Genomic DNA, 14,150 nt, shown 5'->3' on the forward strand with positions numbered 1-14,150 from the left:
TAATGCTGGAATAGATTATCGAAAACGAGGTCGTTCGAAGGAAAGAAGAAGGGCATCCTCATGATCAGGGACGTCACCGAGGCGCTTTTCAATGATATATTGAAAAGGTCAGAAAGACCTATCGTCGTAGAGTTCTGGTCCCCTGGCTGCTCGGTCTGCAAGGAGGTAGCGCCGATCTATGAATCCGTGTCCGAGGAGATGGCCGATGAGGCCATCTTCCTACGTGTCAACACAGATGCGAATTTGAACATGGTCAGACGTTATGGCGTCCAGGGAACTCCCACCTTCATGATCTTTTGTAAGGAGGGCAAGTTGAGTGAAATCGTCGGGATGACATCTGCCACGATGTTAAGGAATACTATAAGGGACGTCGTCAGGTACAGGACGTCCTGCAGGGCCAAGGGCCGCATCAATTACGATATAGATGGTTATGGCTGACCTCGAAACATAAATTAGGGCATTCCGCGTTTACATGCTTCATGTGGAAGGAGCTGAGGCTGGACGATTGGACCAAGGCACGTCGCTCCAGTCTTGCTGATGTCAGGAGGCCTGTCGAGGACATCATCTCAAAGGTCAGGTCGGAGGGGGATGCGGCGCTCATCGAATTGACAACGCGCTTTGACAAGGTCGAACTGGACTCGATCAGGATCACAGAAAAGGAGGTCCAGCAGGCAAGGGAGATGGTCCCTAGGGAGCTTGTGAGGGACCTCAAGAAGGCCGCAGAGAACATACGTCGCTTCCACAAGCTCCAGAAGCAGAACGATATCTGGTTCAAGGAGGTCGAGCCTGGTCTGATATTGGGAGTAAAGACCACTCCCTTGGAGAGGATAGGTGCATACGTCCCAGGAGGAAGGGCGTCATATCCGTCAACTGTGCTGATGTGCGCGATACCGGCGAAGGTCGCAGGCGTCAAGGAGGTGGTGCTATGCACCCCTCCCCCGGTGAACCCTCTTACGCTCGTTGCCATCGACATCGCCGGGGTCGATGAGGCTTACAAGGTCGGTGGGGCACAGGCAATTGCTGCCATGGGGATCGGGACAGGGTCGATCCGCCAGGTACAGAAGATCGTAGGGCCAGGTAATGTCTACGTGACCATGGCCAAAATGCTCCTCAGAGATGAGGTGGACATTGATTTTCCTGCGGGCCCGAGCGAGATCGCGGTCATGGCAGATTCCACGGCAGACCCATCGTTCATTGCTGCAGATATTTTGGCCCAGGCGGAGCACGACCCGAACTCGGCCTGCATATTGGTGACGACAGACCCCTCTCTTCCCAACAAGGTGGAGAGGGAGCTGATGTCGGAGCTCGAGAGCTCTGAGAGAAGGTCGATATTGGAGCGGTCCATGATCAATACAGGGTACATTATCGCAAAGAACCTAGAAGAGGCGGCGGCGATCATTAACCAAATAGCACCAGAGCACCTATCGATACAGATGGCGAACGAGATGGGGGCGCTGAACTCGGTCCACAACGCCGGCTCGATCTTCATCGGAAGGTATGCCGCCGTGGCATGCGGGGATTATGCTTCGGGCACCAATCATGTCCTGCCTACGGCCGGATATGCCAAGATCTACTCAGGGCTAGATGTGAACCATTTCTGTAAGAGGTCATCTATCCAGATGATAGACAGGGTAGGCCTTGAGAGGATAGGACGGACAGTCATCGACCTGGCCAGAGCAGAGGGGCTGGATGCACATGCCAGATCGGTAGAGAAGCGTTTGAAATGATGTTCATGCACCTGCTCGCTCATTACCTCCGATATCTGTTTCCAGCAAGATCACATCAATGATCGGATCTCTGTTAGGTGACCGAATCTTCCTGATGTCAGCCCCAAAGAGGAAGGTTGTGGAGCCGATCGATCATGACCTCAGAGAGGTCGATCCTATCGTGGTCATGTTCCTTCTCGAAAGTCGGTGTTTTTCCAACAATCCTATCAACTGCGACGATCTGGTAGATCTTCATTCTGTCCTAAACACTATCCATTGTGAGAAGGTGAGGTCCAACGAGCAATGCTATTCTTACAATGCTTGGTCAATACCTTTGTCCTTCATCCTAAAGACTATAAACTGAAGAGGAAAAGGGATGGCATGTCATCAAGTTTTGAGCACCAGATATGTGTTGAGGAGGGTGGCCATCGTCAATAGAACATCTGTCATAAGATATACGAATATTATTAATCCTGGCTCTTGGAATCAAGGTTCAGGTGGAAAATGCCCATCTCGGAATTGGCCATGGATTACATGAGACGTTGGGTCAACGACCTCAAGATAAAAGGGTTCAAGGACGTCGAGCTTGTTCAGGCCAGATTGCCGTATATAGAAGCAAAGAGGCCCGACGGTCTGAAGATGAAGGGCTTTGCTGCCTTCGCCCCGAAGGACCTGGACATCAAGCTCTGGAGCGGGATAGAGGAGGCCTTTGATGACGGATATGTGGTCTTCCTTGTGGTCCCTGACGAGATGGTCGATTCGGCCGAGGACTGTCTCCGTGTTTGGAAGATATCTGACAAGGTCTTCCTTCAAAGTGTAATGAAGAGAAAGGAGGACTGAGCACGCCTAAATGGATGATCGTAGACCTTCACTCATCATCCAGGGACGGTACATCACTCCATTTTCATATTGGCCAAAGCCTTGATCGTGAGTGGGAACAAGTGTATCTTATTATCGGCAGCATCCGCCATCATCCTCTGGATGTCGTGATCGTATTCTTCTCGGCACATCCGTATTATCTGCTTTGCCTCGATCATCCCGAAGCGAAGGACTACCTTTGCCACAGCCCTACCGACAGGATTCCTCATGCTCCTCCCGCCCCATTGGTCGATCAGCGCGCCCGCCCATTTCAGGTTGTGCTCCCAACAATCTAGGAACAGCTCGGTGTGCGCCTTGGTCATATCATTTGGACCAAATGACCTCTCACCATTCACAAATTCGGCCGTGGCAACAAAGAACAGCGGGACGATCAAGGAACGATGTTCTTTCAACTTGTGAACAAGCTCTATAGTTGCACGTACATCCTTCTCACTCTCTCCAGGTAATCCCATGATCAATGTGCCGCAAGGGACCCAGTGGTTCTTCCTGCAGACATCAAATCCTTCCACCACGATATCCTGCCACCTCTCAGGTGAGAACGGCCTACATTTTCCATTCATGTGGGCCCTCATGATGTCTGCAGACCCAGACTCGATCCCGGTCTGGCCTCCCAACCAGTTCTCTTCTGAAAGTTCCATTATGTCAGAGATCTCACCGACGGCCTCTGGGGCAGACGCGGCGCTCGCCAAGGCAAAATGACTGATCGAGATCCTTTTAACACCTTCAATATCCTTTACCGATCTGAACAAAGAGACCAGCTTCTCCTGGTTGACCGCTACTCCCTTGGCCCCATACCTGAGGACATCCTCTGAATGCAACAAAGGCTGTCTTCCGAATCTAATGGTCGTTCTAACATCCTCTAGAATGTCCTCTAAAGTCCTACACCTGTACCTTGCCATCGTCGGAATGCAGAATTCACATCCCCTCCCGCACCCCCTGGCGATCTCTATGATGCCATCTATTGCCGGTTCCTTGATCTTTTGAATACGTTCGATGGGCGTGACCTCTCCCATCACCATCCCAGGAACCTTTTGGCCTGCCAGTATCCTTTTGAAGAGATCTGCGACGACCAGTTCCGCTTCCCCGACGAACACGGTATCTATGCCAAGCTCCCTCCTTATGCTCTCCTGTGTGAGCTGCCAGGCGCCCGGTCCCCCGACGACGATGTGCGGTCTATATCTCTTCACCGCCGGGTCATTTAAAAGCTCTCGGAACTTGATCTTCATGTAGGCCTCTCCCCCAAAGATGCCTGTGAAGGTCGATGTGGCCGGCCCTATCCCCAAAGGGTCGTTCTCAGTTATCCCAAGTATCTTTGTTCTAGGACCTATCACCTTGTCCAGTTGCTCGGGATGGGCAACTATGACGTCCTCATTGCTAAACCCAGATTCCAACAAGGTCGCCTGAATCTTTCTGGTCCCGCAGGGTGAGACCGGAAGGGAACCATCAGGTCTCGCACGGACCGGAGGGCAGAAGATGCTGAAGTACAAAGGCGCTGGGAATACCGATTCTGGCACTACAGAGCTGAAACCGAGGAAAATGCTTCCCCCATACTCGCTAACCAGGGTCCTGTCTGCTGTGAGCACGATCGGATAACCTTCTGTCCTCTGAAGTATGTTCATCCCCCACATAAGATATTGATCAGATCAGGGTCGCTCTAAGATTTTCATCTAAATATTAAGATATTTATTCTACCAACATTCTATATAGCGGTCCTCGGACTCTTACCGACAAATACCATTACTTTCTGCCTAAAGCCGTTGTAAAAAAGGGAATGGTGGGCCCAAAGAGATTTGGACTCTTGACCTCCCGGTTATCAGCCGGGCGCTCCAACCAGGCTAAGCTATGGGCCCTGTGGGTTCTCCGAATGACGCAATCCTTTTTAAGACTTGCCGTCTCCTCATGTTCCTGATCCCGTGACCTGGAAGCTGGGAAGTCTAACATAAGATCTATGCTCTTGTGATCGCTTCCATTACTCGGCTGAATATTTCTTTTCCCCGGGGCGTCACATGATATAACCTGGATTTGCTATCCATCTCAATATATCCTGCGGCGACCAAAGACCTGATGTGGAATTGAAGATGCCCCTTCTTTTTTCCCATCCTCCTTGCCAGATCTGTGAGCCCCCCCTCTTCCTTTAATAAAGTTGACATAATATTCACCCTCAAAGCATTCGCCAAAGGGGCCAAGGCCTTTTCGACCTCTTCAGGCCTTTTACAAGAAATGTTATCTGATGCCTGCCATACCCTTTCCGGTCCAGGGATGTAATGGGAAAAGGCCCTTGAGATATGATAGTAGGAGCGCATCTGGTCGAACACACTCCTTGAAAAGATCAAATCACTTGAGCTGGCACCTAGGCGCAGCAAGAACCCCCCCTCAAGCTCCTCCAATTGTTCCAACGCCTTCTCTGGTCCTTCTTTCTCGAAGATACTTATGTTTTCGTCGATGAGATCATCAAGCATTTTTCCGAACGGAGCTGAGCGCCTGGTCCCTTCTCTGGGGCTGAGACCCTCAAGATATTTTTCCACCTTTTCATGCAATATCGAGCGTATCTGCTCTCCCATGACCTCCCAAAGATCTTCCTGCTTTATCACGAACGACGGTCTTTTGAGTTCCCTGATCTCCCTTCTCAACGACTCGAGCTGAGCTCTTATCTCCTCGTTACTGACCATGGTAATGTAATAGAAAATTATGTCATAGAAATACATTAATATTACGCTCATCTTTGGATGTTATTAACAAAATTGCGAGGATATGATGACCAGGATCGCCATCGTTGCCTGTGAGACCTTCAAAAAGGCCCTTGAGATATTGACAGAAGGGGATCGCGACTTTGTCCATAAAGAATATCTGGAGTTTGGGCTTCATGAATGGCCAGAAGACCTGAAGCGCACCGTGATCGAGAAGGTGAATTCTCTCGAGGGAAAGGTGGATGCTGTATTGCTAGGTTATGGAACATGCAACTCTCTCAGGGACATCACCTCAAAATTGAAGGTCCCGACCTTGACCTTCGAGGCTGATGATTGCATCGGCGTCCTTCTTACCCCAGCTGAATACGATAAAGAGAGGAAAAAATGTGCCGGGACGATGTACCACACACCTTATTTCGCAGAGATGGGCGTAGAGTGGTTTGAGAAAAGAATGAAAAAAGAGATGCCCAACTATGAGGAGCTTGGGATCACTACCAAGTGGTTCTTGGACCAGATCTTTGCTGGATATTCAAGGGTGTTGTACATCGACGACGGGCTTGGGGACAGGCCAAGATGCGAAAAGCTCTCCAAAGATTTCGCAAGAGAGATGAACCTTCGTTTTGAGTCCCGATGTGGGACATTGGAGCTTTTAGAGGCCGCAATAGCCCGCGTCAAAGAGATGGCTTCGAAGACCAAAAAGAATGAGCAGGTATTCGGATAATCGACTTGAAAATGAATATGGTGGGCCCAAAGAGATTTGGACTCTTGACCTCCCGGTTATCAGCCGGGCGCTCCAACCAGGCTAAGCTATGGGCCCCGATGGTCTGACCGAATGGCTATTTCCCTTTTAAGCCTTCCGAATGCTCATATGTCGCCAGCATTCATGTGATTTCATTACCGAAGTATTATTCCATATCCGAGAGATGTTATCTTTTACTGTGTTATTTTCAAGTAACTTCTATCAGTATTCTTTGGACATCCCGATGCGATCAAGCATGACCGCGGCTCCCCCGAAAACACCTCATTATGATTAAAGAGGCATCACGCGTCGATATGATGATGGAATATCCATTTGCATTACCCACCATCAAAAACCTTCCAATGGCACATTTGGGCAGCGTATGAACAAAGTCTGCTTAAAATTCGTCTTATCTGATCTTCATGGTTCGACGGATGAAAGCGGTGTTTTCAGAGGGGACCTTCATGACCATCTCACTCTTGTCGTTCATCCAGACCTCTTGCATATTATCAATGAGATTGCAATATTACCATCCTGATACTGTCTAGGCCTTGCTCTACGATCACAAATAATAGAAACAAAATAATTTTTTAGACCGGCATACGCCGGTCATTGACAATTTAATTCCTGAAGGAGATCGAGTACTCGTAGTTCTTTGCACCAAAGTACTTAGCCACGAACTCTGCGACCTTCTTGGGTCCGAACTCCTTGCAGCTGAAGACATCTATGTATGCCCTGTCCGTGTCCTCTGCGAAATGCCCGGATATACATGAAGTCTCGATGAGCTGGACCAAGGAATAACCCTGCACTCTGGGGTCTTTCCCAAAGCGGACCACGATCGGGTCGCCGAACCTGTTCATATCTATGTACTCGCAAAGGTCTATGACGAACTGGCTTATGACCTCCTTGCTCCGTATCTTTGCTGGGTCACAGTCATGGCAGTCTACTGAGACCAATAGACCCCATTCTCCGCCCTTCTTGTATCTCTCGATCACCTGCTCGTCGCTCATCAATTTTCCCATGTTCGGACTCATGCTATACATGTAGGGTTATCGCCTTCTGGGGTGGGGAATGTCCACACCTTAATTTTGGCGAATGACATATTGTGGTATATAAAACTATAACCTAGATCATGAAATAAGACCCCTATGTATGGGATTCTGGCTTGCCACATGTGAACATGGAGCATACCAATCTAAAGAACCCTGAAGGGAGCGCCCATGAGCATTTGGATCATATTTTTTTGAACTTCAGGGCCCCAGAGTTCATGCAATAGCGAAGACCGTTCGGTGTGGGGCTATCCATGAAAAGGTGACCCAGGTGACCACCACATTGGGAGCATCGGACCTCGGTTCTCACCATTCCATGACTCCGGTCCTCCTCGGTCTCTACCGCATCCTCCCTGATAGGTCTCCAAAAACTTGGCCATCCCGTGCCCGAATCGAACTTGGCGTCTGAAGAAAAGAGCTCATTGTCACAACCTGCGCATAGATAAATTCCCTTCTTGTGATTGTCCCAATACTCGTTCCTGAATGGAGGCTCAGTGCCTTTCTTTCTTAAGATCATATACTGGGTCGTGGTCAGCTCTTTTCTCCACTGATCATCGGACTTCTCCACCTTATACATCAATTTCCACCATATCACTCGAGGCAGCATCATTTATTTATCAATTATCGACAGACCTGGTCATTAAAAAAACAAGGTGATCGATCTTGGCCATATACCGTCTCCACTTTTGTGGAGGAATTATCACCGATAGTCCACACCTCCGGCTCAGGGACCTTCATAAATAATTTCCAGGACCTAATCCTTCAAAAATCTAGGTCCGACCGACCAGTCAGGGAATGTATTCACCGTCAATAATATTCTGCTTTACGATTCTCATCATTGAAAAGGCGGCAAGAAGATTATTGGCATCTCCAACCTACTTTGTTGAAACGTTTCTTAAGGTGAATGATCAGGCCATGACCTGGGTCTAGAAACGATTCGCATTCCACATTATGAATCGGACTATATTGAAGACCCCTACATCACGAGGTCCCGAAAGGGTCCTTTAAGGAACCAATGAAGGGAGGACGACAGGGGCTGGAAAATATAATACGGTCCATCACATACCTTTACTGATCCGACATGACAGGCGGTCTAAAGAACAGGGGCAGGACGAAAGCCGATGTAGATGAGAGGCGATCGAGCCTGGAAGAGGCCACAGGGACAAAATTAGAACACATCGGCTCATATTCGTTCGACCCTATATTGGCGCAGAAGAACATAGAGAACATGATCGGGTGTGTCCAGGTCCCGGTCGGATTCGTTGGTCCGCTGGCAATTGATGGGGACCACGCCAAGGGGGAGTTCTACGTGCCATTGGCCACTACAGAGGGGGCCTTGGTCGCCTCGGTGAACAGAGGGTGCTCGGCCATCACGGCTTCAGGTGGAGCAAATGTCATCATCATCAAGGACGAGATGACGAGGGCGCCTGTTTTCCGGACAGAGGGGGTCAAGGACTGTAGAAGAGTGGCAGACTGGGTCGCCTCGAACTTTGAGAGGATCCGATCAGAGGCGGAAGGCACAACATCTCATGGAAAGCTCGTAAAGGTCAGATCTTTTGCCTCAGGGCGGAATCTATACCTCAGGTTCTCGTATAACACTGGTGACGCTATGGGCATGAACATGGCGACCATCGCCACAGAGGCCGCAGCAAGGTTGATCGAAAGAGAGACGGGCGCCGTCTTGGTGTCTGTCTCGGGCAATATGTGTACTGATAAGAAGCCGGCCGCGATCAATTCGATAGATGGAAGAGGGAAGATCGTTCTTGCGGACGTGAAGGTCCCTAGGTCCGTGGTGGAGGACAAGTTAAAGACCACTGTGCCAAGGGCGGTCGAGGCATGTTATAGGAAGAATAACATAGGGAGCGCCATGGCCATGTCATATGGCCACAACGCTCACATGGCCAACATCCTCGCCGCCGTGTACATAGCCTGTGGCCAGGACCCGGCCCAGGTCGTCGAGGGCAGCATGGGCATGACCACATGTGAGGACGTCGACGGGGACCTATACATCTCCGTACGCCTGCCATGCATCGAGGTGGGATCGATAGGGGGCGGTACCAGGTTGCCCTGTCAGAACGAGGCCCTTTCGATCATCGGATGCGCTGGACCAGGCAATGCTAAGAAGCTCGCAGAGGTAATCGGGGCGACCGTGCTTGCAGGAGAGCTATCGACCATAGCGGCCCAGGCCGCTGGTGAGCTTGGCAAGGCCCATAGGTCTTTGGGGAGATGAGCTCAGGAAGGGTAATATAAACCGAATTTGTTGAAGGAAGCATTATGCCAGTCATCAATTTTAATGTCAACGACCTCGTAGGGCTGATCGGGACCGACGCGCCTGTGGAAAAAATCCTCGAACGGATCCCGATGATAGGGGCCAGCCTTGACAGGTACGATGAAGGGACGGGAGAGGCATCCATCGAGTTCTTCCCGAACCGGCCAGACCTATATTCGGTAGAAGGTGTGGCGAGGGCGATGAGGGCATTCCTTGGGATCGAACCAGGTATGAGGCGATATGAAATTGAGAGCTCTGGCATAAGCATGACGATCGAGAAGACCGTGGCCGATGTGAGGCCATACGCCGTTGCCGCCGTGGTCAAAGGGGTGAAAATGAGCGACCCTCTCATAAGGTCGCTCATGGAGCTCCAAGAGAAATTGCATCTTACGGTCGGGAGAAAAAGGTCCAAGGTCGCGATCGGAGTGCATGACCTAGACAAGGTCCGTCCCCCATTCGTATACAAAGGCGCCGATCCTGACAGCGTATCCTTCATCCCTTTGGCCAAAGATGAAAAGATGACGATGCGCGAGGTTTTGGAGAAGCATGAGAAAGGGGTCGATTATAGGCATCTGGTAGATGGAAAACCTCTTTTCCCTGTCATCTTGGACAGGAACGGTGATGTCCTCTCATTCCCTCCCATAATCAACGGGGCTTTGACCACGGTCACAGAACAAACGAAGAACATATTCATAGATGTCACAGGGACGGACCTGCCCACCATCTCCGGTGTCCTCAACATCGTCGCGACCTCCATCGCGGAGCGGGGCGGGAGGATCCAGACGGTCAGATGCCCTGGGGGTGGGATACTCACCACACCTGCAATGAAGCCTAAGGTCTGGGACCTGGATGTCAATTTTGCGAACTCGTGGCTCGGGCTCTCTCTGACACCTGAGGAGATAGCAAAGGACCTGGCCCTTATGGGCTATGAATGCAAGCTCACAAAGAAAAAGCTCCGGGTCCAGGTCCCTCCGTGGAGAATGGACATCATTCATCAGGCGGACCTCGTGGAGGACCTGGCCATCGGTCATGGTTATGAGAATTTCGGTCACACCTCCCCTAGGTTTCAGACGATAGGAGCTGAAAGGACGACAGAGAGGGCAGCAGACCTCGTAAGGCAGCTCATGATAGGTTATGGGTTCTGGGAGGTCACCACCCTCACCTTGACATCAAAGGACGACCTCTTCAAAAAGATGAGGGTCCCAGAGCGCCATGTTGTCGAGGTCATGAACCCTGTGTCCGAGGACCATACTTGCCTCCGGGACAAGTTGTTACCATCGATGCTGATGGTCCTCAGGAAGAGCAAGCATAGGGACCTTCCGCAGAGGATATTTGAGGTCGGGGATGTCGTCATAGACGCGAAGAGAAGAAGGCACATCGCGGCCTTGGCGGTCCATTCAAAAGCATCTTTTACAGAGATCAAGTCAGTCGTCGAAGGGCTTATGAGAGATATGTCATGTAGGATCGACCTGATCCCGAGCCAGGAAGAGATGTGGTTGCCTGGAAGAGGTGCGCAGGTCGTATTCGAGGGCAAGGACGTTGGTTCTTTCGGGGAGCTTCATCCAGAGGTAATAGTGAACTTCGATTTGGGATACCCAGTGGTAGGTTTTGAGCTGGACCTGGATGAACTTGTGAAGGGCAAGGCCGAGAAGCTGTTGTAAACCCATACGACAAGAGGCGCAGTCCTCAGCAATATCTCTCAAGCTGAGAAAGGAACTCCTTGGCCTGTTCTATGCCCTTTTCCCAGAATTCCTCTGTCTCGAGATCGAAGCCAAGCTTTTTTCCCAATTCTGAGACCGACAAGCTAGAACCAGACATCAACAGCTCGTTCATCTTCGGAACGAAGTCCTCCCCCTGCTCCTTGTAGAGACGGTAAAGTGAGAAGACGAACAGCTGTGCGAAGATGTACGGATAATTATAGAACCTGAGATAGGTCATGAAATAGTGTGGTACCCTTGCCCATATCCAGCTCGAGCCAGGGGACCATTCCACAGAATCTGACATAAATCTCCCCCTTGCTTCTTCCCATAGTCGACATACGCTCTTCGCATCGAGGCTCTTTCCCTTCTCTATGGCATCATAGATGCTCTGCTCAAATGCGTACCTGGCCCCCACATGGAAAAGAATATAGGTGAACGTGTCGAGAACGCTTGCGAGCACTGCCTTCCTTTCTTCATCATTCGTTGCCTTTTGCAACATGTGGTCTGTCAAGAGAAGCTCTCCGAAGATGCTCCCGCACTCAGCTATACAATAGCTGATCAAGCAGTTGCTCGGGTTCTGCCTTTGTGTGTAAAGATATGCATGTACAGAATGCCCCAGTTCGTGCGCCTGTGTGAAGACATCATGAAGGTTTCCATTGAATGACATCAGTATATATGCCGACTTTTTCGATACCCAATCATCACAGAATGCACCGGCCACCTTTCCCTTCCTGACCTCCCCATCTATATGCCTTTCATCGAACATCCTGTTGATCCACCTCCCCCAGGAGGCATCAAACCTTTCATATGCCTCAGTGACGATCTCCCTAGACTCTTCCCATGTATACTTTTTCTGAGAGAGGCTTACTGGTGCCAGGATATCGCAGTCTGAGATCTTGGGAATACCGAGCAATTTGGCCTTGGTAGCGTAGTATCTTTTTCCGAACTCGATATTCCTTTCGACAACTGACATCATCTCCTTGATCGCCACCTCTTCTACATCGTTGAATATCAGGCTTGATTCGATGGGAGATGAATATTTCCTGAGCCTGCTCATCTGCAGGTGGTCGGAGCATATCGAGTTCAAGGCCTCGGTCCAGATAGTATCATTCGCGGAAAGGACAGAGTTCACCGAATCATGCGCTGCCCTACGTACCTCCCTGGCTGGGTCGTTAGCATAGTTCAACACCTCACCGAAGGAAAGGTCCTTTTCAGTACCATCTACCTTCATCTTGAAGGTCCTTGTGCTCAGCCAGCTCTTTTGTAACTTGGACCATGCGTTGATACCATTCTGGTCCTTCATCAGGATAATCTTCTCCTCATCTTCGGAAAGAACATGCGGGGCCGCCTTCGCCTGCCTCTCAAGATAATGTTTATACTCAACAAGCTCCGGAGAATCTATTAACTTGGGGTCCTTGACAAGGCGTTTTCCAAGCTCGATGTCAAGAAATGCAAGATGTTGTCCGCTCTCAGTACTTGATTTGGACTGGGCAGCGTAAAGTCTGTTCGAGACCGGGTCACTAGTGTCGGCCGTATACCTAAGATGACAGTACTTCACAACGCCCTCGTATTTTAAAAAAAGCGCATCTTTCTCGTCCAGCATCTTCTTTAGACCTTTAGGGGATAGCTTACCGATCTTCCCATGGTATTTCTCTGAGAAGGCCTTCGAATCTGTCACCATTTCCTGTAGCTTCATAATGATCTTTTCAGGTTCTTCGTCTTCCACGAGCTGTGAAAGGTCCCATTTCATTTCTGACATTATCTGCACCTGTCCGGCGGGATACCTTCGACCGAATGGTTAATCCTATCGTTGAAATTATCCTTGAAGGGCCGAATCGTTTAAGAATTCCAAAGGAATGACCTGCCAAAAAGCCGAGGTAGCTAAGTCCGGTTTACGGCGCCAGCCTTGAGAGCTGGTGGTACCCTGTACCACGGGAGTTCGAATCTCCCCCTCGGCGCCATCTGCCGGAACGTCATACATGAAAATTATGTTTATTGACCGATCTGGAAATAGCATTTGGTTAGTTTTATATTGTCTGACACATATATCAACCTCTAGAGGGATGGGTGATCGCCCTTTATGACCACCAATGCATGATCGATGCATCTGATGATCATCAATCGTTCAATGTGCCCAGGGGATGCGGTCATGATCAGATGTGCGGATCTTGGCGAGGATGGAAGATGCCAGGGAAAGTATAGAGGATTCTCCTGTATCAAGGACAAGTGCCGCTCCGAGGAGGCGAAGAGATGCGCTTGGAGCACTGAGGAAGGTTTCTATTGCCTTAAGTTCAATAGGTTCGAGTGCATCGGTCCTGAGAACTGCGGCACCCTTGAGGACTATAAGAACTTCATAAGGTTACGCAGAGAGAGGTCTCACTCTTCCTGATAAAGCTCTGGCCGGATCCTTGGGACCATTGCGGCCATAACGGCATATTCTGTCAGCTCCTTCCTTTTGAGGATGCCACCGGTGAGGATGCCTATCGCACCGCCTTTGTGACCGTTTTTCTCGGTGCCGAAGATGGAATCGACGGCCTCACCCACGCTCATACCTCCCAGAACTTTCTTCTCTATCGATGGGGGGTACCGGAAACCAGGCCCATGACCATGCGTCACCTTCCCCATCTTGTCAATTATAGCACATTGCTGCACATCATATATGCCATCATCGGACCTATAGACGCCGGCCTCTATACCGACTCCCAGGTCATACCCCTCCAAGGCGAGCATCGCCCTCCTTCTGGCCCCCCTCAGTATATCGCCATGGAATGGTTGCTTCCCAACGCCCGAGTCCGTCTCTGTAGAGTCCACAATCACATCGTCGAAAAGCCTCGACATAACATTCCTTACCGCCTCTACCTTCACAGGATTGATTGAACCGACCCTGACCCGTAGAGGTCTGAGCAGCTTACCGTTGCTATCTATCTCCCCTTCCAGTATCCTCGTCGAGCTGATCGGGCAATAATCTTCTGCCATCACATAGGGCATCCTTACCAGGATGAGCGGTGGATTACCTCTCTCCTTCCGTAACGCATTGATCTCCTCAGCGTTCTTGGTGGTCTCAGGCGAGACCACTAGGGCCTCAAGCTCCCTCATTTCCACGGCGAGAGTAAATGGATCA

The 14,150-nt window shown here is 50.3% G+C and carries 14 protein-coding genes and 3 tRNA genes; 9 read left to right on the plus strand and 8 right to left on the minus strand.

Annotated elements, in window-relative coordinates; genetic code table 11:
* Positions 1-60: 60 nt before the first annotated feature.
* The 4 genes from HPY73_00395 to HPY73_00410 all read left to right on the plus strand — a co-directional run bounded on the left by HPY73_00395 (position 61) and on the right by HPY73_00410 (position 2,546).
* Positions 61-438 (plus strand): thioredoxin fold domain-containing protein, encoded by a 378-nt coding sequence (locus HPY73_00395; protein QLH74061.1) that lies wholly within the window; start codon positions 61-63, stop codon positions 436-438.
* A gap of 41 nt (positions 439-479) precedes the next feature.
* Entirely contained in the window at positions 480-1,727 is a 1,248-nt protein-coding gene (gene hisD / locus HPY73_00400; protein ID QLH74062.1) for a histidinol dehydrogenase, read from the plus strand.
* Positions 1,728-1,821: 94 nt separating this feature from the next.
* Positions 1,822-2,070, plus strand: coding sequence for a hypothetical protein (locus HPY73_00405; GenBank protein ID QLH74063.1), 249 nt, complete (start codon positions 1,822-1,824; stop codon positions 2,068-2,070).
* A gap of 140 nt (positions 2,071-2,210) precedes the next feature.
* Entirely contained in the window at positions 2,211-2,546 is a 336-nt protein-coding gene (locus HPY73_00410; GenBank protein ID QLH74064.1) for a hypothetical protein, read from the plus strand.
* 53 nt (positions 2,547-2,599) lie between these two features.
* On the opposite strand, the gene HPY73_00415 is transcribed toward HPY73_00410, so the two are convergent.
* The 3 genes from HPY73_00415 to HPY73_00425 all read right to left on the minus strand — a co-directional run bounded on the left by HPY73_00415 (position 2,600) and on the right by HPY73_00425 (position 5,305).
* Positions 2,600-4,204, minus strand: a complete 1,605-nt coding sequence (locus HPY73_00415) for a B12-binding domain-containing radical SAM protein (protein ID QLH74065.1) — start codon at positions 4,202-4,204, stop codon at positions 2,600-2,602.
* 153 nt (positions 4,205-4,357) lie between these two features.
* A tRNA-Ile gene (locus HPY73_00420) sits at positions 4,358-4,435 on the minus strand.
* A 96-nt stretch (positions 4,436-4,531) separates the two neighbouring features.
* Complete coding sequence (locus HPY73_00425; protein QLH74066.1) at positions 4,532-5,305, minus strand: winged helix-turn-helix transcriptional regulator; 774 nt, start codon at positions 5,303-5,305, stop codon at positions 4,532-4,534.
* Positions 5,306-5,339: 34 nt separating this feature from the next.
* Here HPY73_00425 and HPY73_00430 point away from each other — a divergent pair, with 34 nt between their 5' ends.
* Positions 5,340-5,993, plus strand: a complete 654-nt coding sequence (locus HPY73_00430; GenBank protein ID QLH75584.1) for a DUF1638 domain-containing protein — start codon at positions 5,340-5,342, stop codon at positions 5,991-5,993.
* Positions 5,994-6,011: 18 nt separating this feature from the next.
* On the opposite strand, the gene HPY73_00435 is transcribed toward HPY73_00430, so the two are convergent.
* From HPY73_00435 to msrB, 3 genes are all read right to left on the minus strand, one after another.
* Positions 6,012-6,089, minus strand: a tRNA-Ile gene (locus HPY73_00435).
* A gap of 542 nt (positions 6,090-6,631) precedes the next feature.
* Positions 6,632-7,021 carry an S-adenosylmethionine decarboxylase gene (locus HPY73_00440; GenBank protein QLH74067.1) on the minus strand — a complete coding sequence of 130 codons (390 nt, stop codon included), beginning with the start codon at positions 7,019-7,021 and terminating at the stop codon, positions 6,632-6,634.
* Between the two features lie 223 nt (positions 7,022-7,244).
* Positions 7,245-7,637: a peptide-methionine (R)-S-oxide reductase MsrB gene (gene msrB, locus HPY73_00445; GenBank protein ID QLH74068.1), complete on the minus strand. Its 393-nt coding sequence runs from the start codon at positions 7,635-7,637 to the stop codon at positions 7,245-7,247.
* A 504-nt stretch (positions 7,638-8,141) separates the two neighbouring features.
* Here msrB and hmgA point away from each other — a divergent pair.
* Positions 8,142-9,290 (plus strand): hydroxymethylglutaryl-CoA reductase (NADPH), encoded by a 1,149-nt coding sequence (hmgA, locus tag HPY73_00450; GenBank protein QLH74069.1) that lies wholly within the window; start codon positions 8,142-8,144, stop codon positions 9,288-9,290.
* Positions 9,291-9,334: 44 nt separating this feature from the next.
* The gene (locus tag HPY73_00455) at positions 9,335-10,990 is read left to right on the plus strand and encodes a phenylalanine--tRNA ligase subunit beta (GenBank protein QLH74070.1); all 1,656 of its coding nucleotides are present in this window, start codon (positions 9,335-9,337) and stop codon (positions 10,988-10,990) included.
* A gap of 25 nt (positions 10,991-11,015) precedes the next feature.
* On the opposite strand, the gene HPY73_00460 is transcribed toward HPY73_00455, so the two are convergent.
* Positions 11,016-12,788 carry a M3 family oligoendopeptidase gene (locus HPY73_00460; protein ID QLH74071.1) on the minus strand — a complete coding sequence of 591 codons (1,773 nt, stop codon included), beginning with the start codon at positions 12,786-12,788 and terminating at the stop codon, positions 11,016-11,018.
* Positions 12,789-12,900: 112 nt separating this feature from the next.
* On the opposite strand from HPY73_00460, the gene HPY73_00465 reads away from it, so the two are divergent.
* Both HPY73_00465 and HPY73_00470 read left to right on the plus strand, forming a co-directional pair.
* Positions 12,901-12,990, plus strand: a tRNA-Ser gene (locus HPY73_00465).
* Between the two features lie 149 nt (positions 12,991-13,139).
* Positions 13,140-13,418: a hypothetical protein gene (locus HPY73_00470; GenBank protein ID QLH74072.1), complete on the plus strand. Its 279-nt coding sequence runs from the start codon at positions 13,140-13,142 to the stop codon at positions 13,416-13,418.
* On the opposite strand, the gene yjjX is transcribed toward HPY73_00470, so the two are convergent.
* A complete protein-coding gene (gene yjjX / locus HPY73_00475) occupies positions 13,406-14,005 on the minus strand; it encodes an inosine/xanthosine triphosphatase (protein QLH75585.1) in 600 nt (199 codons plus the stop codon). The two genes, HPY73_00470 and yjjX, sit on opposite strands and share 13 nt — an antisense overlap.
* Positions 14,006-14,150 lie beyond the last annotated feature (145 nt).

This window comes from Methanomassiliicoccales archaeon (assembly GCA_013415865.1).
Taxonomy (GTDB): Archaea; Thermoplasmatota; Thermoplasmata; order Methanomassiliicoccales; family UBA472; genus MVRC01.

Excerpts from the sequence above, each read along its gene's own strand:
- HPY73_00395 (QLH74061.1), top strand. The coding sequence starts at position 61 with ATGATCAGGGACGTCACCGAGGCGCTTTTCAATGATATATTGAAAAGG.
- hisD (QLH74062.1), top strand. The coding sequence starts at position 480 with ATGTGGAAGGAGCTGAGGCTGGACGATTGGACCAAGGCACGTCGCTCC.
- HPY73_00405 (QLH74063.1), top strand. The coding sequence starts at position 1,822 with ATGTCAGCCCCAAAGAGGAAGGTTGTGGAGCCGATCGATCATGACCTC.
- HPY73_00410 (QLH74064.1), top strand. The coding sequence starts at position 2,211 with ATGCCCATCTCGGAATTGGCCATGGATTACATGAGACGTTGGGTCAAC.
- HPY73_00415 (QLH74065.1), bottom strand. The coding sequence starts at position 4,204 with ATGAACATACTTCAGAGGACAGAAGGTTATCCGATCGTGCTCACAGCA.
- HPY73_00425 (QLH74066.1), bottom strand. The coding sequence starts at position 5,305 with ATGAGCGTAATATTAATGTATTTCTATGACATAATTTTCTATTACATT.
- HPY73_00430 (QLH75584.1), top strand. The coding sequence starts at position 5,340 with ATGACCAGGATCGCCATCGTTGCCTGTGAGACCTTCAAAAAGGCCCTT.
- HPY73_00440 (QLH74067.1), bottom strand. The coding sequence starts at position 7,021 with ATGAGCGACGAGCAGGTGATCGAGAGATACAAGAAGGGCGGAGAATGG.
- msrB (QLH74068.1), bottom strand. The coding sequence starts at position 7,637 with ATGTATAAGGTGGAGAAGTCCGATGATCAGTGGAGAAAAGAGCTGACC.
- hmgA (QLH74069.1), top strand. The coding sequence starts at position 8,142 with ATGACAGGCGGTCTAAAGAACAGGGGCAGGACGAAAGCCGATGTAGAT.
- HPY73_00455 (QLH74070.1), top strand. The coding sequence starts at position 9,335 with ATGCCAGTCATCAATTTTAATGTCAACGACCTCGTAGGGCTGATCGGG.
- HPY73_00460 (QLH74071.1), bottom strand. The coding sequence starts at position 12,788 with ATGTCAGAAATGAAATGGGACCTTTCACAGCTCGTGGAAGACGAAGAA.
- HPY73_00470 (QLH74072.1), top strand. The coding sequence starts at position 13,140 with ATGATCATCAATCGTTCAATGTGCCCAGGGGATGCGGTCATGATCAGA.
- yjjX (QLH75585.1), bottom strand. The coding sequence starts at position 14,005 with ATGGCAGAAGATTATTGCCCGATCAGCTCGACGAGGATACTGGAAGGG.